Origin of the sequence: Tardiphaga sp. (genome assembly GCF_028290785.1) — a bacterium.
In the GTDB taxonomy this organism is placed as follows: domain Bacteria; phylum Pseudomonadota; class Alphaproteobacteria; order Rhizobiales; family Xanthobacteraceae; genus Tardiphaga.
Window position 1 is genome coordinate 1 of record NZ_JAQGJD010000330.1, and the last position, 26,205, is coordinate 26,205.

Sequence of the window (26,205 nt, forward strand, 5' to 3'; positions counted from 1 at the left end):
CGATCTGTGTAGACGAACGTTCCTCCCGGGAGCGATGATGTCTACTTGCGGTCTTGATTTTGGAACGTCGAACACGACGCTCGGCACCATGGTGGGCGATGTCCCGGTGCTCGCGGAGCTGGAAACCTGCCACATCACGATTCCGTCCGCGATCTTCTATGAAGTCGATGGCGCCATCCTGATCGGCCGGCGCGCGATGGAAGCCTATGTCGACGGCGCGCCCGGCCGCCTGATGCGCAGCCTGAAATCGGTGCTGGGCACCTCGCTGATCGACGAGACCACCAATACCGGCCGCGAGCGCACCTCGTTTCGCGACATCATCGCGTGGTATCTCGGCGCCGTGAAGCGCCGCGCCGAAACCGCCACCGGCCGTCCGTTGCGCAATGTCGTGCACGGCCGCCCCGTGCATTTCGTCGATAACAATCCGGTCAGCGACCGCAAGGCCGAGGCAACCTTGCGCGACATCGCATCCGACATCGGCTTCGACGAGGTCACGTTCCAGTTCGAGCCGATCGCCGCGGCGCTCGACTACGAGCGCACGCTGCATTCCGAAGAGATCGCGCTGATCGCCGACATCGGCGGCGGCACCTCCGACTTCTCCATCGTGCGCCTCAGCCCCGAGCGGCATCGCCATGCCGAGCGGCAGGACGACATTCTCGCCAATGACGGCGTGCGCATTGGCGGCACCGATTTCGACCGCCAGCTCAGCCTGGGCGTGCTGATGCCGCTGCTCGGCTATCGCACGGCGATGAAGCGCGCCGGGCTCGACGTGCCCTCGGGCTATTTCCACGATCTCGCGACCTGGTCGAACATCAACCGGATGTACGAATCGAAGGTGATGAACGAGGTACGCCAGGTCCGCTTCGAGTCCAAGCAGCCGGAACTGCTGGATCGTCTGGTCCGCGTGCTTGACGAGCAGCGCGGTCACACTTTGGCGATGGAGATCGAGGAGGCCAAGATCGGCCTGTCGGAAGCGCCAAAGGCCAGCATAGCGCTGGACTGGATCGAGCCGGGCCTCAAGGCCGGCGTCGCCCGCAAGGAGCTGGTCGGCCATACGCAAACGCTGGCCGACCGCATCACCGCGCGCATCGCAATCTGTTTGGCGCAGGCGGGGCTTGCAGCCGACGCCATCGACGCGGTGTTCCTGACCGGCGGCTCGGTGCAGCTCGCCCACGTCCGCAAGGCCATCACCTCCGCCGTCCCCCACGCCCGCGCCATCGACGGCGACACCTTTGGCGCGGTCGGCAAGGGACTGACGATCGAGGCGATCCGGCGCTACGGGCCGGGGAAGTAAGCGGAAACGAGCGCAGCGTTTTTCTTCCCTCTCTCCTGCGCGAAGCGAAGCTTCGCCGGGTGGGAGAGGGTGGCTTCGCGAAGCGAAGACGGGTGAGGAGTGCCACAAGCTCGGTCGCCCGGCGTTACCCCTCATCCGACGCGGGCTGTGCCCGCGCCACCTTCTCCCACAAGGGGAGAAGGGAAAAAGAGCTTGCCCCCATAAACGTCAGCCTGACTTCCCCTTTATTTCCAGCCTCTTGACAATAAAAGATGGACGGCCATATTTATCCCTATGCCAAAGATTTCGAACCGCGACAGGATTCTCAGCGAAGGCCTCAAGGTCGTGCATGCGCATGGCTATGCGGGGGCCAGCGTGCGCGACATCGTGCAGGCCGCGGGGGTGCCGCAGGGCTCCTTCACCAACCACTTCACGTCGAAGGAAGCCTTCGGGCTGGAGATTCTCGACCTGTATTTCGCCAACAGCCGCGCGCTGATGGCGGCGACCCTGCTCAACGAGGAACTGTCGCCGCTGCAGCGGCTGCGCGAATACCTCGATGGCAGCAAGACGCCGCTAAACAAGGACCAGATGCGCAACGGCTGCCTGTTCGGCAACTTCAGCGCGGAGGCCACCGACCATAGCGAGCTGATCCGGCATCGCTTGGTGGAGATTTTCGCCGCCGTCCAGGACAATGTCGCCGCCTGCCTGAAGGCCGCGGTACAGGCTGGCGAATTGCCGGCGGATTTCAATTGCGCCGACACCGCCGGTTTCATCGTGTCCTCGCTGCAGGGCGCCAAGCTGCTCGCCAAGGCCGAACGCAGCCCCGCCCCGGTGGAGCGCTTCAAGCAGGTGCTTTTCGGCCAGGTGCTGCGCTGATCGTCCAGAGTCGGATTAGGTAATAACGGAACGTTCCCCGGACGCGGTGCACTGCGCCGCTTCTTAGCAGCGTGGTGCGCCGCAGAGCCGGGGTCCCGGTTGCGCGAAGAAGAACCGGGGATCCCGGATCTGCGGTGCGGCACTTACGGCGATGCAAGCGCATCGCGTGACGCGCCGCACCGCGTCCGGGAAACGCTTCAATCCGGCGTATCCCACTCCACTACGCCGCTCTCTTTCCCTCGCCCCTAATGAAACTCGCTTCGCGCGGTAACGACGTTGCAGCGTGCATCGACGGCCACCGCCGGCCGGCCAGACCCGCGTGATGGCCCCGCCCGGGGGGCCGTCGCCAGCGGATCGTCGAACTGCAATCCGGCGGTGGCATGCTGCCGCGCGCGAGATCGGACGGCCGGATCGCCGCGGCATTTTTTGGCGGCGGATCATCGTCGTCGAGCCGCCGCAGCGCGGCCAGGATCGCGGCCAGCGCCACCGGGTGGTCACCGCCCGGCACCTGGCGCAGCCAGGGCTGCGATTCCACGGTGTGGGCGTCCGACGCCCAGGATGACAGGATGACCCGCTTCTCGGCCCGGCTCAGCGAGCCGTCGTGCAGCACCTGGTCGGGGTGCGTGAACGCCGAAGCGGGATGGATGAAGGCGTGAAAATCGATCGTACGTGGCGACGTGGAAAGATAGCTATCCATGCGAACCTCCCGAACTCCTTTCAAAAACGGGACGCCGATAAAACTACACAACCACCGCGCCGGTTCAAGGCCCCCGGCAATTTTTTTTGATATCGCGTGGCCACGCCAGCCGAAGTCTTGCGGCCTGCGTCCATCATCGCGCAGGCGGTCGTTCTGACTGGCCCGGTTTGGCCTGTAGACCTACGACATCTTCGCGCTGCGCGGCGAGCCCACCGCTTTTACAAAAGCTCACGTAACGCCGGTTGCATCGCGCCTGCAGGCCGTCCCAATAATGCCATTTACGTTAATCTAAAAGTCACCGCACCACTGTAAGAAAATACCGACAATATCTATTCTGCCCTCACCCGCGGCCGGGAGATGCCGTGCGTTGAACGCCCATAACCCTGTCGATCTTTCCGAGGAAAGTCATCATGTCTGACCGAGAGGTCCCCTCTCAGCGGCTGGAAAATTTTCCGGCGTTTGACGGGGTTCGTGGCGTTGCCGTCCTGGTTGTCGTCTTCAGTCACATGCCGCAGGTCGTGGATAGCGAGCTGTATAATATCGCATGGAAGCTCAATCAGGCGCCGCGGACCGGTTATATCGCGCTGGACATCTTTTTCGCCCTCAGCGGTTTTTTCATTACCCGGCTGTTGCTGCGTGAGCGTGCCACGACCGGCCGTATTTCATTCTCCAATTTTTACGCTCGCCGCGCGCTGCGAATTTTCCCCGTCTATTATCTTACCGTGGTCGCCTGCTATTTCCTGTTCCACTTTGGGACCTGGGATACTTTCAGTCTGCTGACCTACACGTTCAATTTCTATCACCCGTTTCATCCTGCGCCGCATCCGCTCGAGCAAACCTGGTCGCTTTCCGTAGAGGAGCAGTTTTATTTCTTTTGGCCGCTGTTGGTCCTGCTGGTGCCGCAGCGCTTGTTGAGCGTCACCACGGGCCGGGTGATTCCGCTTCTCGCGATCGTCAGCGGACTCGTGATCGCCGCGATTTACGGCGGCCAGGATAACTCGCTGTCTGGCGATCTGGTTTACATGTCGATCTTTACGCGCATGCTGTCACTGTCGCTCGGCGGATGGCTGGCGGTTCGCGAGTTCGAGAAACGCCCGTTGCATGGAAGGCCTTGCGTGCTCTTGCTCGCTGTCGCGATCTCGCTGCTGATTGCCGATCGGATAGGCCGGGACACCGGCTTCATCACGTCGCAGGCGGCCTACTGGACAGTCGCCCTGGTGGCCTACGCGATGATCAGTGTATCCTTCGTCAGCACGATTGTTTTTGATGATAGTATCGTCAAGCGTGGACTGACCAGGTTTCTATCGACGCCGATCCTGCGCGGCTTCGGCCGTATCTCCTACGCGATGTATGTCGTCCATCTCCCGGTGTTGTTCTATCTGGGCCTCAACGATGGTGCGCTGAGTGGCAATAAAGCGCCGCTGATGCAGGTCGTTCTCGCCTTCGCCATGACGTTTGCACTTTCCGTTGTCTCCTATTTCGCGATCGAGAGTCCGCTTTCATCCTTCAAGGCTAACTTTGGCGGAGCGCCGGGGCAGCCGGCGGAGAGCCCGGTCGTTGAACCCGCGATGACGAGGTAACCATCCGCATGAGGACGCGTTCCCGCCGGTCGCTCTTGATATAGCCGGCCGTCCGCCTCCCATTGCAGAATGAAGGCAAATGCTTTCCGGATCGGCGATCGCCTTCTCTGAAGATCGCCCGGCGCGACCATCGAACGATTCTGACGAATCGGGCTATAGGTAAATATTCCGAAATTCGCTGAGGGTAGATATCATCAACGTCTGTAGCCCATGGCCTGCCGCCGCTTGCCAATCTCTCGGCCAAGCGAGCAGGGTCGCGGTGGCCACCGAACCGAGGTTTCTCCACACAGTCTGTTCCCGAAATTGTTGTCGTAGCCAAGTTCCTCCCGTCGATCGTCATTCCGACTCGCCCCCTGCGATGCGCTTCTGTAATGATGCGTCGGGTGAATGCGGCCCGCAGAGGCCGCGCCGAACAACGACCGGGAGAAAACCATGAGCCAGACCGCCCGCGCGGATGCCGCGCGCCGCGCCGACAGCGCCGCCAAATCCGACATCGAAACCTCGACCATCCGCGCCATCTCGTGGCGACTGATTCCGTTCCTGGCGCTGGCGTATTTCTTGGCCTATCTCGACCGCGTCAATCTCGGCTTCGCCGCCCTCACGATGAATGCCGAGCTGAACTTCTCGCCGATCATTTTTGCCTGGGGCGCCGGCATCTTCTTCATCGGCTATTTCATCTTCGAGGTGCCCTCCAACATCGCGCTGGAAAAATTCGGTGCCAGCCGCTGGATCGCACGCATCATGGTAAGCTGGGGCATTATCTCGGCGCTGATGGCGCTTGTGTCAGGCGTCTGGAGTTTTTATGCGCTGCGCTTTGCGCTGGGGGTCGCCGAGGCCGGATTCTTTCCCGGCATCATCCTGTATCTCACCTACTGGTACCCGGCCGAATACCGCGCGCGCTTCCTCGCCGCCTTCGCCATCGCGGTGCCGGTGTCCACGGTGATCGGCGCGCCGCTGTCCGGCATGCTGCTCGGGCTCGATGGGCTGCTCGGCCTGAAGGGTTGGCAGTGGCTGTTCATCATCGAGGGCATTCCCTCGGTCGTGCTCGGCGTCGTCACCTGGTTCTATCTCACCGACAAGCCATCGCAGGCCACCTGGCTTTCGGCCGAGCAGAAGGCCTGGCTGATCGGCAAGCTCGAAGGCGAGCGCGCCGCCAAGGAGAGCGCCAACAAGATGTCGCTGCGCCAGGCGCTGTCGTCGCCCAAGGTGCTGGTGCTCAGCCTGGTGTATTTCGGCTTCGTCGGCGCGCTGTACGGCATGCAGTTCTGGCTGCCGCAGATCGTGAAAGCCTTCGGCTTCACCAATGCGCAGACCGGCTTCGTCACTGCGATCCCCTATCTGTTCGGCTCCATCGCCATGGTGCTGTGGGCGCAGCATTCGGACCATACCCGCGAACGCGTCTGGCATGTCGGGCTGCCACTGCTGCTCACCGCCGCAGCACTCGGCGTCTCCGGTGTCATGACCGATCCGACGCTGACGATGATCGCGCTCACCGTCGCCGCGATCGGCGTATTCTGCACTTTTGCTTTGTTCTGGACGTTGCCGACCGCGTGGCTGTCAGGCACCGCCGCGGCCGGCGGCATCGCGCTGATCAATTCGATCGGCAACCTCGCCGGATTCGGCGGACCCTATCTGATCGGCTGGATCAAGGAGCTCACCGGCAGCACCTCGACGGGACTTTTGGTGCTCGCGGTCCTGCCGCTCGTCGCGGGATTGCTGGTGCTGTTCGGCAAGCACGACACCGGCGCCGAATTTGCCAGGCCGGTGATCCGGCAGGCGGCGGAATAGTCGCCATCATCGCGATCGAACGTCGGTCGGCGGCGCCCAAAACACGCCGCCGCCAAAGCGCCTTCGTCCCCAAAGCCCGCAACGGAATTTCAAGTCTTGAGACCAAAATAAGGCAATCGGCCGCTCCGGCGACTTGACCATTTTGTGATCGCTGACGAATATTGACATTCGTCAGTAGTCAGTCCAGGTTCTTCTTCGACCCAGATCGAAGGAAGCCCAGCGATGTCCGGCCCGTCCATTATCCGCAGCGCCCGCAAGCCGCTCGCCGCCGCCCTGATCCTGCTGCCGGCCCTCGCGCTGGCCGGGTGCGGCCAGAAAACCGAAGCGAAATCAGAGCCTTCGCGGCCGGTGCTGGTGGCCACGGTGGCGTACCAGCCGGAGCAGCCTTCGCGCAGCTTCGTCGGCACCATCAAGCCGCGCGTCGAGACCGATATTGGCTTCCGGGTCCCCGGCAAGGTTGCCAAGCGACTGGTCGAGGTCGGGCAAACCGTTGAAATCGGTCAGCCTTTGGCTGTTCTCGACGAAGTCGATCTGCAACTGCAGGCCGAGCAATCCGTCGCCGAATTTACCGCTGCCACCGGCGTGCTGGCGCAGGCCGCCGCCGCCGAAGGCCGCGCCAACGAGTTGCGCGCCAAGGGCTGGTCCACTCAAGCGCAGGTCGATCAGGCCAAGGCATCCGCCGATGAAGCCCGCGCCCGCCTCAACCGCGCCGAGCGTTCGGTCGAACTGACGAAGAACAGCCTGTCCTACGCGACGCTGCTGGCTGATACGCGCGGCGTCGTTACCGCGACGCTGATCGATGCCGGCCAGGTGGTTGCTTCCGGCCAGACCGCGATCCGCGTCGCCCGCTTTGCGGAGAAAGAAGCCGTGGTCGCGATTCCGGAAACCCTTGTGGGACGGGCGAAAGATGGCACGGCCAGCGTCACGCTGTGGTCCGAGCCCGACAAGAAATATGCCGCGAAGCTGCGCGAGATCGCGCCCAATGCCGATCCATCGACGCGCACCTATCTCGCAAAATTCTCGCTGCCCGACGCCGGCGACAAGGTGTCGCTCGGCATGACCGCGACGCTGTCGCTGTCCGATCCCACCACCGAGCGTGTCGCGAGGCTGCCATTGTCGGCGCTGTTCAGCCAGGGCAGTGCGCCTTCGCTGTACATCGTCGATGGCAATGGCGATGTCGCGCTGAAGCCGGTCAAGGTGAAGGCCTATGAGAGCAACGATGTGGTGATCTCCGGCGGCATCGACGAAGGCGCCAAGGTAGTCGTGCTCGGCGTGCAGAAGCTCGATCCGGCGCAAAAAGTCCGCGTCGTTTCCGCGTTGACCTTTTAAAGGACGAAGCCGATGCATCGCTTCAACCTCTCCGCCTGGGCGGTCAGCCATCCCGCGCTGATCCTGTTCCTGATCGTGGCCCTCGGCTTTGCCGGGTTCTTCTCCTACGAGAAACTCGGCCGCGCCGAGGATCCGTCCTTCACGGTGAAGGTCGTCAACATCACTGCGATCTGGCCGGGCGCTACCGCCAAGGAGATGCAGGAGCAGGTCGCCGACCCGATCGAGAAGAAGCTGCAGGAGTTGCCTTATTTCGAGAAGGTGCAGACCTATTCGAAACCGTCCTTCACGGCGCTGCAGGTTACATTCCGGGATAACTCCCCTGCCAAGGACGTGCCGTATCTGTTTTATCTGCTGCGCAAGAAGCTCGCCGACGTGCAGGGCAGCCTGCCGCCGAACCTGGTCGGCCCGACGGTCAATGACGAGTTCAGCGACGTCGATTCCATTCTCTATACGATGACCGGCGACGGCGCCGACTACGCGCAGTTGAAGAAGACCGCCGAGGGTTTGCGGCAGCGCCTGCTCAAGGTCAGCGGCGTCACCAAGGTGAATTTCTACGGCACCCAGGACGAGAAGATCTTCGTCGAGTTCTCGCACGCCAAGCTGGCGACGCTGGGCATCACGCCGCAGACATTGTTCGATTCGCTGGCCAAGCAGAACGCGATCACGCCCGCCGGCACGGTGGAAACCTCGTCGCAACGCGTGCCGCTACGCGTCACCGGCGCGCTCGACGGCTACAAGGCCGTCGCCGAAACGCCAGTGGAAAGCGGCGGCCGCACCTTCCGTCTCGGCGATATCGCCACCGTCAGCCACGGCTTCGTCGATCCGCCGGATTTCAAGGTACGGCAGCGCGGCACGCCGGCGCTGGCGCTGGGCGTCGTCACCGCGAACGGCGCCAACATTCTCGACCTCGGCAAGGAAGTCGAGAAGGCCAAGAACGAATTCATGACCGCCGTGCCACAGGGCATCCATGTCGAGCAGATCGCCGACCAGCCGCTGGTGGTCGAGAAGGCCGTCGGCGAGTTCGTGCATTCCTTCGTCGAGGCGCTGGCCATCGTGCTGTTCGTCTCGTTCGTGGCACTGGGCTGGCGCACCGGCATTGTGGTGGCGCTGTCGGTGCCGCTGGTGCTGGCGATCGTCTTCATCGTCATGAACGCGATGCATATCGACCTGCACCGCATCACGCTCGGCGCGCTGATCATCGCGCTCGGCCTCTTGGTCGATGACGCCATCATCGCGGTGGAGATGATGGTGGTGAAGATGGAGCAGGGCTGGGACCGCGTTCGCGCGGCGTCCTTCGCCTGGGAATCCACCGCGTTTCCGATGCTGACAGGCACGCTGATCACTGCGGTCGGCTTCCTGCCGATCGGCTTTGCCAATTCCGCGGTGGGCGAATATGCCGGCGGCATCTTCTGGATCGTGGCGATCGCGCTGATCGCCTCGTGGTTCGTGGCGGTGATCTTCACGCCCTATATCGGCGTCAAGCTGCTGCCGAACTTCGCCGCCCACGGCAAGGCCAACCACGATCCGCACGCGGTCTATGAGACGCGGATGTATCGCGGCCTGCGCAGCGTCGTCGCGTGGTGCGTCGAACACCGCATTAAGGTCGTCGTGGCGACGGTCGGTATCTTCGCGCTGTCCATCGTCGGGTTCGGCCGCGTTCAGCAACAGTTTTTCCCGCTGTCGGAACGCCCCGAACTGTTCCTGCAATTGCGCCTGCCCGAGGGCACCGCCTTCAACGTCACGGAAAAATCCGTGCAGGAGGCCGAGCAGCTGCTCAAGGACAACAAGGACATCGCAACCTATACGTCCTATGTCGGCAGGGGTTCGCCGCGGTTCTGGCTTGGCCTCAACCCGCAGTTGCCCAATGAGGCCTTCGCCGAAATCGTGATCGTCGCCAAGGACGTCGAGGCGCGCGAGCGGATCAAGGCGAATATCGAAAAGGCCGTGAGCGAGGGGCAGTTGTCGGAAGCCCGCATCCGTGTCGATCGCTTCAACTTCGGTCCGCCGGTCGGTTTCCCCGTGCAGTTCCGCGTCATTGGGCCGGACACGGCTACCGTGCGCGAGATCGCCTACAAGGTGCGCGACGTGATGCGCGCCAACAAGAACATGGTGGATCCGCATCTCGACTGGAACGAACAGACGCCCTACCTCAAGCTCGTCGTCGATCAGGACCGCGCCCGCGCCCTCGGCCTGACGCCGCAGGAGCTCTCACAGTCGCTGGCGATGCTGATCTCCGGTGCGCCGGTAACCACCGTGCGCGACGGCATCGAGAAGGTCGGCGTGGTTGCCCGCGCCGTGCCGTCGGAACGACTGGATCTCGGTCGTGTCGGCGACCTCACCATCACCTCGCGCAACGGCGTCGCGGTGCCGTTGTCGCAGATCGCCAAGATCGAATATGCCCATGAGGAGCCGATCCTGTGGCGCCGCAACCGCGACATGGCGATCACCGTGCGCGGCGACGTCGTCGATGGCGTGCAGCCGCCCGACATCACGGCGCAGATCGCGCCGAAGCTGCAGGAGATCCGCGACAGCCTGCAGCCAGCGTACCGTATCGAGGCTGGCGGCGCGTTCGAGGAATCCGCCAAGGGCAACGCTTCGATCGCCGTGCTGTTTCCGCTGATGGTCATCATCATGCTGACGCTGCTGATGATCCAGTTGCAAAGCTTCTCGCGGTTGCTGCTGGTGTTCCTGACGGCGCCGCTGGGTATCGTCGGCGCCTCGCTGGGCCTCAACGTCGCCAACGCCCCGTTCGGCTTCGTGGCGCTGCTTGGCCTGATCGCGCTGGCCGGCATGATCATGCGCAATGCGGTGATCCTGGTCGATCAGATCGAGACCGATGTCACCCATGGCCTGACCCGGCGCGAAGCGATCATCGAGGCTACCGTGCGGCGCGCCCGGCCGGTGGTGCTGACCGCGCTGGCGGCGATCCTGGCTATGATACCGCTGTCGCGCTCGGCTTTCTGGGGTCCGATGGCCATCACGATCATGGGCGGATTGTTCGTGGCGACCTTCCTGACGCTGTTGTATCTGCCCGGCCTCTATGCGCTATGGTTCCGCAACAGCCTGGAGGAGCGCGGCTCCGGTGAAGATATCGACCATCACGCACCGCGACATCACGACGATCACGGCGCAATTCCGCTTGCCGCCGCGGCCGAATAATTGAAGATTGAGCGCTGACATGAGTCTCGTTCCCGATACTGTCGAAGCCGACATGCAGGCCCGCATCATCGTGGTGGCGGAGAAGCTGTTTCGCGAGATCGGCTACCAGAAGACCACCGTGGCCGACATTGCCAAGGTGATGCGGATGAGCCCCGCCAACGTCTATCGCTTCTTCGACTCGAAGAAGTCGATCAACGCGGCGGTAGCGCGGCGGCTGATGGGCGAGGTCGAGGACGCCGCCCGCATCATCGTTGCGACGTACGAGCCAGCGCCGCAGCGGCTGCGGGAATTGCTGGCCTCGATCCACCGGATGAATGCCGAGCGTTATGTCGGCGATTCCAAGCTGCACGAGATGGTGGCCATCGCCATGGAGGAAAGCTGGGACGTCTGCACCGCGCATATGGAGATGATCACCGTCAATATCGCCGAGGTGATTGCGGACGGCACAGCGACCGGCGAATTCCATGCGCCGGATGTGCCGCTGGCGGCGATGTGCGCCTGCACGGCCATGCTGCGGTTCTTTCACCCGCAGATGATCGCGCAATGCGCCGACAAGCCGGGTCCGACCCTCGAACAGATGATCGACTTCGTGCTTGCCGGGCTGGCGCCGCGCGGCTAGACGACAGCGCGACCATCAGCCCGGGGGATTTCGCGTGAACGCCAGCGACCTGCATTCTTACCAGCCCAAGGACGGCCACGGCCTCAAGCACGACCCCTTCAACGCCATCATCGGCCCGCGCCCGATCGGCTGGATCTCGTCGCGCGACGCCAACGGCCACGTCAACCTGGCGCCCTACAGCTTTTTCAACGCCTTCAGCTACGTGCCGCCGATCATCGGCTTTTCCAGCACCTCGCGGAAGGACAGCATCCATAACATCGAAAGCACCCGCGAATTCGTCTGGAATCTGGTGACTAGGGATTTGGCGACGCACATGAACGCGACCGCCGCCCATGTCGCGCCGGAAGTCGATGAATTCACCATCGCCGGGCTGACCGCGGTGCCAAGCACACTGGTCGATGTGCCGCGCGTCGGCGAAGCGCGCGTCGCGTTCGAGTGCAAGGTGACGCAGATCCTGCAGCTAGAGGGCGCGGACGGCCACAAGTCGAATTCTTGGATCACGTTCGGCGAGGTCGTCGCCGTGCATATCGACAAGACCCTGATCGTGGACGGCGTCTATCAAACCGCCTTGGCCGGCCCGATCCTGCGCGCCGGCCGCCGCGGCGACTATTTCCATATCAAGCAGGAAAACATGTTCGAGATGAACCGGCCGGATTGAGGTCGCGTCGTCCGCGGGCCGGGCTCCGGCTCTCCACGAGTCGTCCCCGCGAAGGCGGGGACCCATACCCGCCGACTTCTCGATTAATCGCGGGAAGCAGTGGCGTTTCTTCTTTGGCGTCAGAGCTTATGGCTCCCCGCCTTCGCGGGGACGACACCTGAGCCACGCCGTGACGACAGGTCACGGCGCGGCACCGCGCAATTCCGGAACCGTTGCGGTATCCTGTCGTTAAGGATGGCTCGGCTTCCGTCCGATAAGTCGGTAAATCCATGTAGAAACATCGGTGCATCTCGCCAGCCAGAGCATGCGATTCGGCTGCTGCTCCCCCGGATCGGCGGCCATTCGATCCCGGAGGATTTCGCCATGAACCCATCCAACCTGCGCCGCGATTTCATCACCAAGCCGATCTTCGGCTGGGCCAAGGGCGTGCTGCCGACCATGTCGGCCACCGAAAGGGAAGCACTGGAGGCCGGCGATACCTGGTGGGACGCCGACCTGTTCACCGGCAACCCAGACTGGGCCAAGCTGCTGGCGGTCAAGCCGGCGAAGCTCACCGCCGAAGAACAGGCCTTCATGACCGGCCCGGTGGACGCGCTTTGCGCGATGCTCGACGACTGGAAAATCAACTGGGAACTGCGCGACCTGCCGCCGGAAGTCTGGGACTTCATCAAGCGCGAAAAATTCTTCGGCATGATCATTCCGAAGGAGTATGGCGGGCTCGGCTTCTCGCCGTTCGCGCATTCCGAGATCGTGCGGAAAATCTCGTCACGCTCGGTGGTCGCTGCCGTCACCGTGATGGTGCCGAACTCGCTGGGACCCGGCGAGCTCCTGATGAAATTCGGCACCGATGCGCAACGCCAGAAGTGGCTGCCGTCGCTGGCCGACGGCCGCGACATTCCCTGCTTCGGCCTGACCAGCCCGGAAGCCGGCTCCGACGCTGCCTCAATGGTCGACAGTGGCATCATCTGCAAGGGCACCTTCGAGGGTCAGGAAGTGCTCGGCCTGCGCCTGAACTGGCACAAGCGCTACATCACGCTCGGCCCGGTCGCGACGCTGATCGGCCTGGCGTTCAAGGCCTACGACCCCGATCACCTCGTCGGCGATCAGGAGGAGCTCGGCATCACCGTGGCGCTGATCCCGTCGCACCTCGAAGGCGTCGATATCGGCCGCCGCCATCTGCCTTCGATGCAGGTGTTCCAGAACGGCCCGAACTGGGGCCGCGATGTGTTCATTCCGATGGACTACATCATCGGCGGACAGGAGCGCCTGGGCCAGGGCTGGAAGATGCTGATGTCGGCGCTGGCCGCCGGCCGCGGCATCTCGCTGCCCTCGCTGTCGGCCGCGGGCGCCGCCTATGCCGCGCGCACCACCGGCGCCTATGCGCGCATCCGCGAACAGTTCAACATTCCGATCGGCAAGTTCGAAGGCATCGAGGAGCCGCTGGCGCGGATCGCCGGCACCGCCTATCTGCTTGACGCGGCACGGCGCATGACCTGCACCGCGCTCAATCTCGGCCACCATCCGGCGGTCATCTCCGGCATCATGAAGCTGCACGCCACCGAACGCATGCGCGTCGCCATCGACGACGCCATGGACATCCACGCCGGCAAGGCGGTGATAGACGGCCCGCAGAACTATATGGGCAACCTGTATCGCTCGGTGCCGGTCGGCATCACGGTGGAGGGCGCCAATATCCTGACCCGCAACCTGATCGTGTTCGGGCAGGGCGCGATCCGCGCGCATCCCTATCTGCTGCTGGAAATGAACGCTCTGTCCGATCCGGACAAGGCGAAGGGTCTCGATGCCTTCGACACCGCGTTCTGGAAACATGTCGGCCACAGCGTGAAGACGCTGTTCCGCGCCTGGGGCCGGAGCTGGACCAAGGGCGTGATCGCGCCGGCGCCGGACGCCGGCACCGCCACGATGTTCTATCGCCAACTGTCGCGCTATTCCGCAGCCTTCGCGCTGTGCGCCGACATGGCGCTGCTGACGATGGGCGGCGCGCTGAAGCGCAAGGAAATGCTGTCGGCGCGGTTCGGCGATATTCTCTCGGAGCTGTACTTGCTGTCCGCGGCGCTGAAGCGGTTCGAGGACGAAGGCCGCGAGCAGATCGATTTCGCGGTGCTGGAATGGTGCATGCACACCGGCTTCAGGACCATCGAGAATCGTTTTGCCGAGATTCTGGCTAACTTCCCGAACCGGTTCGTCGCAGGCTTCCTCAAGTTCATCGTGCAGCCGTTTGGCGCAAGCGTGGTCGGGCCGTCCGACCTGACGACACGTCTATGCGCGTTGCTGATCCTGGAACCGGGTGCGCCAAGGGACCGGCTGACGCCGGACCTGTCGCATATCGATGACGACCGCGGCTTTGCCCGGCTGGAGAAGGCCTTCATGCTGGTGACATCGGCGGAAGATATTGCCAAGCGCATGCGCACGTCGAAAATAAGAAACTGGAGGGACGCCGTCGCCAAGGGCGTCATTACCCAGGCCGAGGGCGAGCAACTTGCCGCGGCGCAGGCGGCGGCGGCTGCGGTGATCGAGGTCGATGACTTCGCGCCGGAAGAGTTGTCGCCGATCTACAAGAAGCCGGCGGACGTGCACCAATTCTTCCAGGAGCTCGGCGAACAGAGGGCGGCATCCTGATGGCAAAATTCTCATGACAAGGCCGGTCTACATCATCGACGGCAGCCGCACGCCGTTCCTGAAGGCGCGTAGCGGCCCCGGTCCGTTCACGCCGGTCGATCTCGCCGTGCAGTGCGGCCGTCCGCTGCTGGCGCGACAGCCATTCGCGCCGGACGCTTTCGATCAAGTGATCCTCGGCTGCGTCAACGTGATCGCCGACGAGATGAACCCGGCACGCGTCGCGGCGCTCAGGCTCGGCATGGGCGAGGCAATGGTGGCCTTCACCGTGCAGATCAATTGCGGCTCGGGCATGCAGTCGATCGATACCGGCTATCGCTATATCCGCGAAGGCAGCGCCGACCTGATCCTGGCCGGCGGCGCAGAGGCTCTGAGCTACGCGCCTTTGGTCTGGCCGCAGAACGGCGTGCGCTGGTTCGCAGGCCTCGCGATGGCCAAGGGAATTCTCGCCAAGGCCGCGGCGATCGCGAAAGCGCGCCCCGCCTACTTCAAGCCGGTGATCGGCTTGGAGCGCGGCCTCACCGATCCGATCACCGAACTCAACATGGGTCAGACCGCCGAGAAGGTCGGGCACCTGTTCGGCATCACCCGCGCGCAGGCCGACGCCTATGCGGTGGAAAGCCACAAGCGATTGGCGAACGCGCAGGCGCAGGGCTGGCTGAAGGGCGAGGTCGAGACCGCCTTCGACCGGGCCGGCCAATTCTACGATCACGACGACGGCGTGCGCGCCGACTCGTCGATCGATAAGTTGGGCTTGCTGAAGCCTGTGTTCGAGCGGCCATGGGGCCAAGTCACCGCCGGCAATTCCAGCCAGATCACCGACGGCGCGTCGTGGACCATTCTCGCGTCGGAAGAGGCCGTCGCCAAGCACGGCCTGACGCCGAAAGCGGTTATCGTTGACAGCCAGTGGTCGGCGCTCGATCCCAGCATCATGGGCCTCGGCCCGGTGCTGTCGTCGAACGAATTGCTGAAGCGCAACCATCTCACCATCCACGATATCGAGACCTGGGAATTGAACGAGGCCTTCGCCACGCAGGTGCTGGGCTGTCTCGCGGCCTGGAACGACGACAAGTTCTGCCGCGAAGTGCTCGGCCTCGACGGCGCGGCCGGCGAGATCGACCGCGCCAGGCTGAATGTCGATGGCGGCGCCATCAGCCTCGGTCATCCCGTCGGCTGCAGCGGCAACCGTATCGTGCTGCATCTGGTCAATGCGATGAAGCGGCTTGGTACCAAGCGCGGCATCGCCACCGAATGCATCGGCGGCGGGCTCGGCGGCGCGATGCTGATCGAAGCGCTATGAGGAACGGCATGCACAGCAAGATCATGGACGTTCTCGGCGACCGCGTGCTCGAACTCGGGCCCAAGAATACGGAATTGCCGGAAGCCGGCACCTACAAGAACTTCAAGCTGACCCGCGATACCGACGGCATCGCCTGGCTGCTGTTTGATCGCGACGGCGCCAGCGCCAATACGCTGTCGGCCGAGGTGCTCGAGGAATTCGACGCGGTGCTCAATGCGCTGGAGGCGCAGCGTCCCGCCGGCATCGTCATCCGCTCGGCGAAGAAATCCGGTTTTATCGCCGGCGCTGACGTCAATGAATTCCGCGGCGCCACCGACCCGCGCGCGGTGGCAACCGAGATCGGCCGGGCGCATGCGGTGATCGACCGGCTCGAGGCGCTGAAGATTCCGACCGTCGCCGTGATCCACGGCTTCTGCCTCGGCGGCGGCCTCGAAGTGGCGCTGGCCTGCCAGTCGCGCATCGCCATCGAGGACGCGCGATTTGGATTTCCCGAAGTGATGCTCGGCCTGCATCCCGGCCTCGGCGGCACCGCTCGCTTCACTAGTTTGGTCAATCCGATGCAGGCGATGACGCTGATGCTGACCGGCAAGACCATCGACGCGCGCAAGGCGAAGTCGCTCGGCCTCGTCGATGCGGTGACGCAGGAGCGCCACGTTCGCAACGCCGTGAAGGATGCGGTGTTCGGCCGGCTGCGCCGTACGAAGCCCGGCGTGCTCAATGCGATCCTGAACTTCTCGCCGGTGCGCGGCATTCTCGCCTCGCGCATGGTCGCCGAAGCCGGCAAATCCGCGCCGCGCGAGCATTATCCCGCGCCTTATGCGCTGATCGCGCTGTGGGAAAAGCACGGCGGCGACCGCGCCGCGATGCTGCGAGCCGAGAAGGCTTCGTTCGCCGACCTGATGGTGACATCGACGGCGCAGAATTTGATCCGGGTGTTCTTCCTGCGCGAGCAGATGAAGAAACTCGCAGGCCAGGGCAACACCATCGAGCACGTCCACGTCATCGGCGCTGGCGCCATGGGCGGCGACATCGCGGCGTGGTGCGCCAACCAGGGGCTGCGCGTGACGCTGGCCGACATGAAGCCGGAGCCGATCGCCAGCGCCATCAAACGCGCCGCCGACCTGTTCGGCAAGATCCTGCGCCAACGCACCGAGCAGCGCGATGCGCTCGACCGGCTGATCCCCGACATGGATGGGGAGGGCGTGCGCACGGCCGACCTGATCATCGAGGCTGTCAGCGAAAAACTCGAACTGAAGCAGAAGGTCTACGCATCGATCGAGCCACGCATGAAACAGGGCGCCATCCTCGCCACCAACACGTCGAGCATTCCGCTGGAAGATTTGCGCAGCACGCTGGCCCACCCCGAACGGTTGCTCGGGCTGCACTTCTTCAATCCGGTATCGCGGCTGCAACTCGTCGAGGTGGTCAGCCATGACGGCGTCGATGCGGCGCTGCTGACCAAGGCGCTGGCCTTTGTCGGCGCCATCGAGCGGCTGCCGCTGCGCGTAAAATCGTCGCCGGGATTCCTCGTCAACCGCGCGCTGACGCCCTACATGCTGGAAGCGATGGTGATGCTCGACGAGAAGATCGACAAGACCACCATCGACGCTGCCGCCGAACAGTTCGGCATGCCGATGGGGCCGATCGAACTGGCCGATCAGGTCGGGCTCGATATCTGCCTGGCGGTCGGTGACATGCTGCGCTCGAAATTCGGCGACCTGCTGCCGCCTACGCCGGCCTGGCTGCGTGAAAAGGTCGCCAAGGGCGAACTCGGCCGCAAGACCGGTCGCGGCTTCTATGTCTGGAAGGACGGCAAGGCCGACAAAACCTCCGGCGCCGTGGTCACCACCAAACCGACCCAGGAGATGATCGATCGCCTGATGCTGCCGATGTCGAACGTCTGCGTCGCCTGCCTGCGCGAGGGGACGGTCGATAACGCCGACATGGTGGATGGCGCGATGATCTTCGGCACGGGCTATGCGCCGTTCCGCGGCGGCCCGCTGAACTATGCCCGCAGCCGCGGCGCCGAGAATATCGTCGCCACGCTGCGCACGCTGGCGGTCAAACATGGCGACCGGTTTGCGCCCGACGCCGGATGGGAAGACTTCAAATGATTCAATATGCGGCAGGTGATTGCCTATGACGGATGCAACTTTTGCGCGTGGAGCGGTATTCGGCGGCGAGCCGACGGGCGATCTGACCATCCGGCAACTGGCGATGCCGGCGGACACCAACGCCAACGGCGATATTTTTGGCGGCTGGCTGCTCGGCCAGATGGATCTCGGCGGCGGCATCTTTGCCTCCAAGATTGCACAATCGCGCACCGTGACGGTGGCCATCGACGCGATGAATTTTCGCAAGGCGGTGTTCGTCGGCGACGTCGTCTCGGTGCATGCGACGCTGGTACGTATCGGAAAAACCTCGATTACCGTGCATCTCGAAGCCTGGGTGCTGCGCCGTAACGAGAGCCATTCGATTCTGGTGACCGACGGCAATTTCACCTATGTGTCGATCGACGACCGGGGCCAGAAGCAGTTGATCCGGCGCGACGGAGCGACGCTTTCCGCCTGATCCGAATTGGAACGATAAGACCGACATGCGGTTGATGGCCCAGAATATGCATTTGTATGCGTATGGGGGCCGTCATGTCATCAGACACCTACATCATCGAAGTCAGCCAGCAGGCCGCCGGCATCGTGGTTCGCGATCCCGACGGCTACCGGTTTTTCGCCGCATCGCACCGTTTCAACCCGATGGAAGGGCAACTGTTCGCCAACGCCCGCGAGGCCGAGCGCGCCGCCTTCCTGTTCGCCAGCCAGGGGTTCCCGGCGACTCCGGTGGTCACCGCGGCCTAAGTCGGCGCTTCGCTGTGCGTTTCCTCCCAACCGGGGGACGCAAGCTGTCGCGTTGACGATTGCGGGCAACCGCCGCACCATGGGGTATTCCACCCCGAGGTGCTGTCGTGACCGGCCTGAGCCATCGCCAAACCGAAATTCTCAACATTGCCCGCGCCACCGGCCGGGTGATGGTCGATGATCTCGTGCGCCGTTTCGAGGTATCGGCCCAAACCATCCGCAAGGACCTCAACGACCTCTGCGACCATCGCTCGATGACCCGGATCCATGGCGGCGCCATCGTGGCATCCGGCGTCGAGAACCTGGCCTACGAGGCGCGCCGCTTCGTCGCCGCCGAAGAGAAGAAGGCGATCGGCATCGCGGCGGCGGCGCAGATTCCCAACGGCTCGTCGCTGTTCATCAATATCGGCACCACCACCGAGGAGGTCGCCAGCGCGCTGACGGCGCATGAGGATCTGCTGGTGATCACCAACAACCTCAACGTCGCGATGATGCTGTACCGGCATCCGCGCATCGAGGTGATCGTTGCCGGCGGCACGGTGCGGCGAAGCGACGGTGCGGTAATCGGCTCCACCGCCATCAACCTGATCGGCCAGTTCAAGGTCGATTACGCCATCATCGGCGCCTCGGCGATCGACGGCGAGGGCGCGCTGCTGGATTTCGACTACCGCGAGGTGCAGGCAGCGCAGGCGATCATCGCCAACGCCCGCAGCGTCATGCTGGTGGCCGACAGCACCAAGCTAAGGCGCACCGCGGCAGTGCGAATCGCCCATATCAGCCAGATCCAGACGTTCGTCACCGACGCCCCCCTGCCGTCAGCCCTGCAGGCGATCTGCCAGAGCAGGGGCATTCAGGTCATCGAGGCCATGCCGGCGGCTGATATCGACGGCGATGACGTTCCAGCCGATGCGGCGCCTATTCCGTTCCGGAGGCCTTAAGGCCCGGCTGTCGTGGGACGTGTCCCGGACGCGGTTCAGGCGATGCACTTGCATCGCCGCCATGCGGCTCCGCAGATCCGGGATCCCGCTGACTTTTTCCCACCATCTGGTCCCTGGCTCTGCGGAGCACCACGCTGCCGAGGGGCGGCGCAGTGCACCGCGTCCGGGGAACGATCCGAAGCCGGCGAACCTGCTCTCGCCGCCAAAAACGGCAGTTGCTTTCGTTTTTGGTTGTGCTTTACTCCAACTCGAAAGCAAAATCGCTAGAAGCGAAGATGGCGCGTCCTTTCAACGGAAGGCGCCAGACAAATTTGGCGCAGGGGGAGCTCGGTGGGTCCAGTTTTCGACCTCGCGATTATTGGGGGCGGCGTTAACGGGTGCGGCATCGCGCGCGACGCGGTCGGCCGTGGCAATTCCGTTTTCCTGTGCGAGATGAACGATCTGGCCAGCGGCACCTCGTCGTGGTCGACCAAGCTGGTGCATGGCGGGCTGCGCTACCTCGAATATTACGATTTCAAGCTGGTGCGCCACGCGCTGCTCGAGCGCGAGATTTTATGGGCGATGGCGCCGCACATCATCCGCCCGTTGCGATTCGTGCTGCCGCACCATGCAGGGTTGCGGCCGGCCTGGCTGTTGCGGCTCGGCCTGTTTCTCTACGACCACATCGGCGGCCGAAAACTGCTGCCGCCGACGCGCACGCTCGATCTGTCGCGCGACGAGGTCGGCAAGCCGCTCGCGCCCGGCCGCTTTCGCCGCGGTTTTGAATATTCCGATTGCTTCGTCGACGATGCCCGGCTGGTGGTGCTGACCGCACGCGACGCCGCCGACCGCGGCGCCGTGATCCGCACCCGGACCCGCGCCACCGAGATCCGGCAGCACGACGGCATTTGGCAGGTGACGGTGCAGGACAGCCACGGCGAATATTGCACGATCCGTGCCCGCACGCTGGTCAATGCCGGCGGCCCATGGGTCGAAGATATTCTAGCGTCCGGCGCCGGCGTCAACGCCAAGGCCAAAGTGCGGCTGGTGCAGGGCTCGCACATCGTGGTGCCCAAGCTCTACGACCACGATCGCGCCTACATTTTCCAGAATGCGGACGGCCGCATCGTGTTTGCGATTCCCTATCAGGACGACTTCACGCTGATCGGCACCACCGACCTCGATTACCAGGGCGATCCGGCGCAGGTGAAAATCTCCAAGGACGAGATCGACTATCTCTGCGCGTCGGTGAGTGAATATCTGGCCAAGCCGGTGAAGCCAGCGGACGTGGTGTGGACCTATTCCGGCGTGCGTCCGCTCTATGACGACGGCGCCGACGAGGCCAAGGCGGCGACGCGCGATTATGTGTTCGAGCTGGACCTGCCCGGCGGCGCGCCGTTGCTGTCGATCTATGGCGGCAAGATCACCACCCATCGCCGGCTCGCCGAAGAGGCGCTGCAAAAGCTCGCGCCCTATCTAAAGGGCAACAAGGCGCCCGAAGGCTGGACCGCCCGAGCGATACTGCCCGGCGGCGACTTCGATGTATCGGCGCTGGACGCGCTGGTCGCCGAGCTCCGCCGCGACTATCCGTTTCTGACGCCGGTGCATGCGAACCGCCTGGCGCACGCTTACGGAACGCGTGCGCAAAAAGTGCTGGGGCAGGCAAAGACAGCCGCCGATCTCGGGCAGGCGTTCGGCGCGACGCTGACGGAGCGCGAAGTGAAATATCTGATGGCCCATGAGTTTGCGGTGGACGCCGAGGATATCGTGTGGCGGCGCTCGAAGCTGGGGCTGCGGATGTCTGCCGCCGAGATTGCGACGCTGCAGGACTGGATCATGGCCAACCATGTTGAACCGGCAAGCCAGGCATTCGCTGCGGGAGCGCGGCCATGAGCGTCACCCTCGAACATGTCTCACGTACGGTGGAAGGCATCACGACGATCCGCGACGTATCGCTGACGCTGGAAAGGGGAACGCTGAGCGTGCTGCTGGGACCGACGCTCGCCGGCAAGACCTCGATCATGCGGCTGCTGGCCGGGCTCGACAAACCGTCGCAAGGCCGCGTGCTGGTCGATGGCAAGGATGTCACTGGCTTCGACGTGCGCAAGCGCTCGGTGGCGATGGTGTACCAGCAGTTCATCAATTATCCCTCGTTTACGGTCTATGAGAACATCGCCTCGCCGTTGCGGGTGCAGGGCAAGCCGAAGGCGGAGATCGACAGCCGGGTTCGCGACGCCGCCAAACTGCTGAAGCTGGAGCCCTATCTCGACCGCACGCCGCTGCAACTCTCCGGCGGCCAGCAGCAGCGCACCGCCATCGCGCGCGCGCTGGTGAAGGGCGCCGACCTGGTGCTGCTCGACGAGCCGCTCGCCAATCTCGACTACAAGCTGCGCGAGGAACTGCGCACCGAACTGCCGCGTATCTTTGAGGCGTCCGGCGCGATCTTCGTCTACGCGACCACGGAGCCGTCGGAAGCGCTGCTGCTCGGCGGCCAGACCGTCTGCCTGTGGGAAGGCGAAGTGCTGCAGGTGGGCGACACGTCGAAGGTCTACCGCAATCCCGAAACCTTGCGCGTCGCCGAAGTATTTTCCGATCCGCCGCTCAACCTTGTCGGCCTCGAGAAGCGGGACGGCTTCGTGCAATATGCCGGCGGCATCAGGGCGCCGGCCAGCGGGCTCTATGCCTCGCTGCTCGATGGGAGCTACCGCGTCGGATTCCGCGCCCACCAGCTCGAAGTCGCCAATGGCATCGCCGGTCGCCACGCGTTTGCGGCGGAGGTCACTGTGACCGAGATTACCGGCTCGGAGAGCTTCGTGCATCTCAAGCGGGACGCTTCAAACTGGGTCGCGGTACTGCAGGGCGTGCATGATTTTCCGCCCGGGCATCAGCTCGATGCCGTGCTCGACCCGAACAATCTCTTCATCTTCGATAGCGCCGACCGCCTGGTCGCCGCTCCTCAGGCGATGTAGGGGAATCGCACCATGGCCCGCATCGATCTAGTCGATCTCGCGCATTCCTACGGCGGCAACGCCGCCGATCCGGACTCCTTTGCGCTGAAGCCGATCTCCATGACATGGCGGCAGGGCGGCGCCTATGCGCTGCTGGGGCCGTCCGGCTGCGGCAAGACCACGCTGCTGAACCTGATTTCCGGCATCGTCACACCGTCGCGCGGAAAAATTCTGTTCGACGACGTCGATATCACCCGCCACTCCACCCAGCAGCGCAACATCGCGCAGGTGTTCCAGTTTCCCGTCATCTACGACACCATGACCGTGGGGCAGAACCTGGCGTTTCCGCTAAAGAACCGCGGCGTACCGAAGCCCGAGATCGACAGGCGTGTCGCCGAGATCGCCGGTCTGCTCGATCTGGCACCGGTGCTTCACCGCAAGGCGACGCGGCTGACGGCGGACGCCAAGCAGAAGATCTCGCTGGGCCGCGGGTTGGTGCGCGCCGACGTCTCCGCCGTCCTGTTCGACGAACCGCTGACCGTGATCGATCCCGCGCTGAAGTGGGAGCTGCGTTCGAAGCTCAAGGCGCTGCACCGCGCGCTCGACCTGACGATGATCTACGTCACCCATGACCAGACCGAGGCGCTGACCTTTGCTGACACGGTGGTGGTCATGCATGACGGCCGCGTGGTGCAGGCCGGCACTCCGCAGCAACTGTTCGACAAGCCCGAGCATACGTTTGTGGGCTACTTCATCGGCTCGCCCGGCATGAACATCGTGCCCGCCGAGGTCGGCGGACGTGAGGCTGTGGTCGGCGGTCATCGTATCGCACTGCAGCGCAGTTACGACCGGCTGCCGCCCGATGCCAAAATCGAGGTCGGCGTCCGTCCGGAATTCGTCGAGGTCGCAGCGCCGGCGCCCGGGCTGCTGTCGGCCAACATCGAGCGCATCGATGACCTTGGTCGCGTCCGCTTCGCGCGCGTCCGGATCGGCGACGTCAAGTTCGCCGCGCGGGTGCCGCAGGGATTTTCTATTTCGGGCAACGAAGCCGGCTTGATCTTCGATCCCGGCCGGGTCCACATTTATTCCGACAGCCGTCTCGTCGAAGGCACCGCGTGATGGACAAGACCGTCAACCAAAAAGCCTGGTTTCTGGTGCTGCCGGTGTTTCTGGTGGTGGCGTTCTCCGCCGTGCTGCCGCTGATGACCGTGGTGAACTATTCGATCCAGGACACCTTCGGGAATAACCAGTTCTTCTGGAACGGCGCCGGCTGGTTCAAGGAATTGCTCGATCCATCCAGCGATCTCGGGCAGCGCTTCTTCGCATCGTTGTGGCGCAACCTGGCGTTCTCCGCGATCATCCTCGCCATCGAAGTGCCGCTCGGCATCATCGTGGCGCTGTCGATGCCGCGCGACGGCTGGCGCGTCGCCGCCTGCCTCGTCATCATGGCGCTGCCGCTGCTGATCCCGTGGAACGTGGTCGGCACCATCTGGCAGATCTTCGGCCGGCCCGACATCGGCCTGCTCGGCTATACGCTCAACCATCTGGGCATGGACTATAATTACGTCTCCAACGAATTTGACGCCTGGGCGACGGTGATCGTGATGGACGTCTGGCATTGGACCAGCCTCGTCGCGCTGCTGTGCTATGCGGGGCTGAAATCGATCCCCGATGCCTACTACCAGGCTGCGCAGATCGATGGCGCGTCGCGCTGGGCGGTGTTCACCGCGATCCAGCTCCCCAAGCTCAACCGCGTGCTGCTGATCGGCGTGCTGCTGCGCTTCATGGACAGTTTCATGATCTATACCGAGCCCTTCGTCGTCACCGGTGGCGGTCCGGGCAACTCGACGACCTTCGTGTCGATCGAACTGGTCAAGATCGCGCTCGGCCAGTTCGATCTCGGCAAGGCCGCGGCGCTGTCGCTGGTCTACAATCTCATCATCCTGATCGTGTGCTGGGTGTTCTATACCGTGATGACCAATGCCGGCGTCGATCGCGGTCACAAAGAGGGGGCGGTCTGATGCATTCGATTCCCGGTCGCCGCCTGATCCTTTCGCTGTATCTGGTGTTCCTGCTGCTGCCGATCTACTGGCTGGTCAATATGAGCTTCAAGACCAACGGCGAGATCGTCTCCACCATGACGCTGTGGCCGCACGTGCCGACGCTGGAGAACTACACCCGGATCTTCACCGACGAGAGCTGGTATTCCGGCTATATCAACTCGCTGAAATACGTGGTCATCAACACCATCATTTCGATCTCCTTCGCGCTGCCGGCGGCGTACGCCTTCTCGCGCTATCGCTTCCTAGGCGACAAGCACCTGTTCTTCTGGCTGTTGTCGAACCGGATGGCGCCGCCGGCGGTCTATGCGCTGCCGTTCTTCAACCTGTATTCGGCCATCGGCCTGTTCGATACGCCATGGGCGGTGGCGCTGGCGCACTGCCTGTTCAACGTGCCGCTAGCGGTCTGGATCCTCGAAGGCTTCGTGTCGGGCGTGCCGCGCGAGATCGACGAGACCGCGTTTCTCGACGGCTATTCGTTTCCAAAATTCTTCGTCAAGATCCTGGTGCCGCTTATCGCGTCGGGCATCGGCGTCGCCGCGTTCTTCTGCTTCATGTTTTCCTGGGTCGAACTGCTGCTGGCGCGGACGCTGACCTCGGTCAATGCAAAACCGATTTCGGCGGTCATGACCCGCACGGTGTCTGCCGCCGGCATGGACTGGGGCCTGCTCGCGGCGGCCGGCGTGCTGACCATCATTCCCGGCGCGCTGGTGATCTGGTTCGTCCGCAATTATATCGCGCGCGGCTTTGCGCTGGGCCGGGTGTAGGAGGCAACATGGAAAACATCGCATGGATGGCCTGGACGCCGCCGACCGCGGTCTTCTTCGCGCTGCTGGCCGCGACGCTGGGCACGATGACATGGCTGGCGGCGGCCTATCCCGAGGCCGAGCGGATCGGCATCCTGCGGATTCCCACCACGCGCGGCGACCGGCTATTCGTGTCGCTGATATCGGCCGCCGTCATCCACCTGCTGTGGATCGGCTTCATCGGCACCGACCCGATCGCCACGCTGCCGATCGGCGAGGAAAGTTATGAGATCTCGAGCCTGTGGCTCGCGACGCTGATTTCGTTTGGCACGGCCGCGACGATCTTTCGCACGGTCTGACAGGCGGAGAAGACCAGACCTGGGATCAACCCGGGCCTGACGCACCACTAGGGAGAAGAAGATGAAGCACCTGATACGACAAGGCCGTCGTCTACCGACGGCGCGCCTGCTGACGATGACAAGCGCGGCGGCCCTGATGGCTGCATCGCTGACGCTGGCGGCGCCAGCATTGGCGGACGATGCCACTGCGCAGAAATGGATCGACAGCGACTTCCAGCCCTCGACGCTGTCGAAGGCGGACCAGCTGAAGGAACTGCAGTGGTTCGAAAAAGCTGCCCAGCCGTTCAAGGGCATGGAGATCAATGTCGTCTCCGAAACCATCACCACCCATGAATACGAGGCCAAGACGCTGGCGAAGGCGTTTTCGGAACTTACCGGCATCAAGCTCAAGCATGACATCATCC

Annotated in this window: 21 protein-coding genes and 1 pseudogene; 21 read left to right on the forward strand and 1 reads right to left on the reverse strand. The window is 63.6% G+C overall.

The features are described from left to right. Positions 1–37 precede the first annotated feature (37 nt). Both JWR89_RS21205 and JWR89_RS21210 read left to right on the forward strand, forming a co-directional pair. Positions 38–1,294: an Hsp70 family protein gene (locus tag JWR89_RS21205; RefSeq protein ID WP_299719874.1), complete on the forward strand. Its 1,257-nt coding sequence runs from the start codon at positions 38–40 to the stop codon at positions 1,292–1,294. Positions 1,295–1,567: 273 nt separating this feature from the next. Continuing rightward, complete coding sequence (locus JWR89_RS21210; RefSeq protein ID WP_299719837.1) at positions 1,568–2,149, forward strand: TetR/AcrR family transcriptional regulator; 582 nt, start codon at positions 1,568–1,570, stop codon at positions 2,147–2,149. Between the two features lie 220 nt (positions 2,150–2,369). Here JWR89_RS21210 and JWR89_RS21215 read toward each other — a convergent pair whose 3' ends face one another. Beyond that, a complete protein-coding gene (locus JWR89_RS21215) occupies positions 2,370–2,846 on the reverse strand; it encodes a hypothetical protein (RefSeq protein ID WP_299719839.1) in 477 nt (158 codons plus the stop codon). Between the two features lie 410 nt (positions 2,847–3,256). On the opposite strand from JWR89_RS21215, the gene JWR89_RS21220 reads away from it, so the two are divergent. The 19 genes and pseudogenes from JWR89_RS21220 to JWR89_RS21310 form a co-directional block, all read left to right on the forward strand. Then, a complete protein-coding gene (locus JWR89_RS21220) occupies positions 3,257–4,426 on the forward strand; it encodes an acyltransferase (RefSeq protein WP_299719841.1) in 1,170 nt (389 codons plus the stop codon). A gap of 432 nt (positions 4,427–4,858) precedes the next feature. Next, the gene (locus tag JWR89_RS21225) at positions 4,859–6,214 is read left to right on the forward strand and encodes an MFS transporter (protein WP_299719843.1); all 1,356 of its coding nucleotides are present in this window, start codon (positions 4,859–4,861) and stop codon (positions 6,212–6,214) included. 222 nt (positions 6,215–6,436) lie between these two features. Further along, positions 6,437–7,543, forward strand: a complete 1,107-nt coding sequence (locus JWR89_RS21230) for an efflux RND transporter periplasmic adaptor subunit (RefSeq protein ID WP_299719845.1) — start codon at positions 6,437–6,439, stop codon at positions 7,541–7,543. Positions 7,544–7,555: 12 nt separating this feature from the next. Continuing rightward, entirely contained in the window at positions 7,556–10,702 is a 3,147-nt protein-coding gene (locus JWR89_RS21235) for an efflux RND transporter permease subunit (protein WP_299719847.1), read from the forward strand. Between the two features lie 19 nt (positions 10,703–10,721). Next, on the forward strand, positions 10,722–11,321 hold the full coding sequence (locus tag JWR89_RS21240) for a TetR/AcrR family transcriptional regulator (protein ID WP_299719849.1): 600 nt from the start codon (positions 10,722–10,724) through the stop codon (positions 11,319–11,321). Between the two features lie 34 nt (positions 11,322–11,355). Continuing rightward, the gene (locus JWR89_RS21245) at positions 11,356–11,979 is read left to right on the forward strand and encodes a flavin reductase family protein (protein ID WP_299719851.1); all 624 of its coding nucleotides are present in this window, start codon (positions 11,356–11,358) and stop codon (positions 11,977–11,979) included. Between the two features lie 363 nt (positions 11,980–12,342). Then, complete coding sequence (locus JWR89_RS21250) at positions 12,343–14,619, forward strand: acyl-CoA dehydrogenase (RefSeq protein ID WP_299719853.1); 2,277 nt, start codon at positions 12,343–12,345, stop codon at positions 14,617–14,619. A 13-nt stretch (positions 14,620–14,632) separates the two neighbouring features. Further along, positions 14,633–15,916 carry an acetyl-CoA C-acetyltransferase gene (locus JWR89_RS21255; RefSeq protein ID WP_299719855.1) on the forward strand — a complete coding sequence of 428 codons (1,284 nt, stop codon included), beginning with the start codon at positions 14,633–14,635 and terminating at the stop codon, positions 15,914–15,916. 8 nt (positions 15,917–15,924) lie between these two features. Beyond that, complete coding sequence (locus JWR89_RS21260; protein WP_299719857.1) at positions 15,925–18,030, forward strand: 3-hydroxyacyl-CoA dehydrogenase NAD-binding domain-containing protein; 2,106 nt, start codon at positions 15,925–15,927, stop codon at positions 18,028–18,030. A 25-nt stretch (positions 18,031–18,055) separates the two neighbouring features. Next, a complete protein-coding gene (locus tag JWR89_RS21265) occupies positions 18,056–18,487 on the forward strand; it encodes an acyl-CoA thioesterase (protein WP_299719858.1) in 432 nt (143 codons plus the stop codon). Between the two features lie 74 nt (positions 18,488–18,561). Further along, complete coding sequence (locus JWR89_RS21270; protein WP_299719859.1) at positions 18,562–18,771, forward strand: hypothetical protein; 210 nt, start codon at positions 18,562–18,564, stop codon at positions 18,769–18,771. A 107-nt stretch (positions 18,772–18,878) separates the two neighbouring features. Further along, positions 18,879–19,709 (forward strand): DeoR/GlpR family DNA-binding transcription regulator, encoded by an 831-nt coding sequence (locus JWR89_RS21275; protein ID WP_299719861.1) that lies wholly within the window; start codon positions 18,879–18,881, stop codon positions 19,707–19,709. A 330-nt stretch (positions 19,710–20,039) separates the two neighbouring features. Then, positions 20,040–21,581, forward strand: a complete 1,542-nt coding sequence (gene glpD / locus JWR89_RS21280) for a glycerol-3-phosphate dehydrogenase (protein WP_299719862.1) — start codon at positions 20,040–20,042, stop codon at positions 21,579–21,581. Next, positions 21,578–22,657 (forward strand): ABC transporter ATP-binding protein, encoded by a 1,080-nt coding sequence (locus tag JWR89_RS21285; protein ID WP_299719864.1) that lies wholly within the window; start codon positions 21,578–21,580, stop codon positions 22,655–22,657. Before glpD ends, JWR89_RS21285 begins: the two co-directional genes overlap by 4 nt. Positions 22,658–22,669: 12 nt before the next feature. Further along, entirely contained in the window at positions 22,670–23,755 is a 1,086-nt protein-coding gene (locus tag JWR89_RS21290; protein ID WP_299719866.1) for an ABC transporter ATP-binding protein, read from the forward strand. Then, positions 23,755–24,657, forward strand: coding sequence for a sugar ABC transporter permease (locus tag JWR89_RS21295; RefSeq protein ID WP_299719876.1), 903 nt, complete (start codon positions 23,755–23,757; stop codon positions 24,655–24,657). Before JWR89_RS21290 ends, JWR89_RS21295 begins: the two co-directional genes overlap by 1 nt. Then, positions 24,657–25,463, forward strand: a complete 807-nt coding sequence (locus JWR89_RS21300; RefSeq protein ID WP_299719868.1) for a carbohydrate ABC transporter permease — start codon at positions 24,657–24,659, stop codon at positions 25,461–25,463. The genes JWR89_RS21295 and JWR89_RS21300 overlap by 1 nt, the downstream gene beginning before the upstream one ends. A gap of 8 nt (positions 25,464–25,471) precedes the next feature. Further along, on the forward strand, positions 25,472–25,801 hold the full coding sequence (locus JWR89_RS21305; protein ID WP_299719871.1) for a DUF2160 domain-containing protein: 330 nt from the start codon (positions 25,472–25,474) through the stop codon (positions 25,799–25,801). Between the two features lie 61 nt (positions 25,802–25,862). Beyond that, positions 25,863–26,205: pseudogene (locus tag JWR89_RS21310) on the forward strand (carbohydrate ABC transporter substrate-binding protein); the annotation flags it as partial.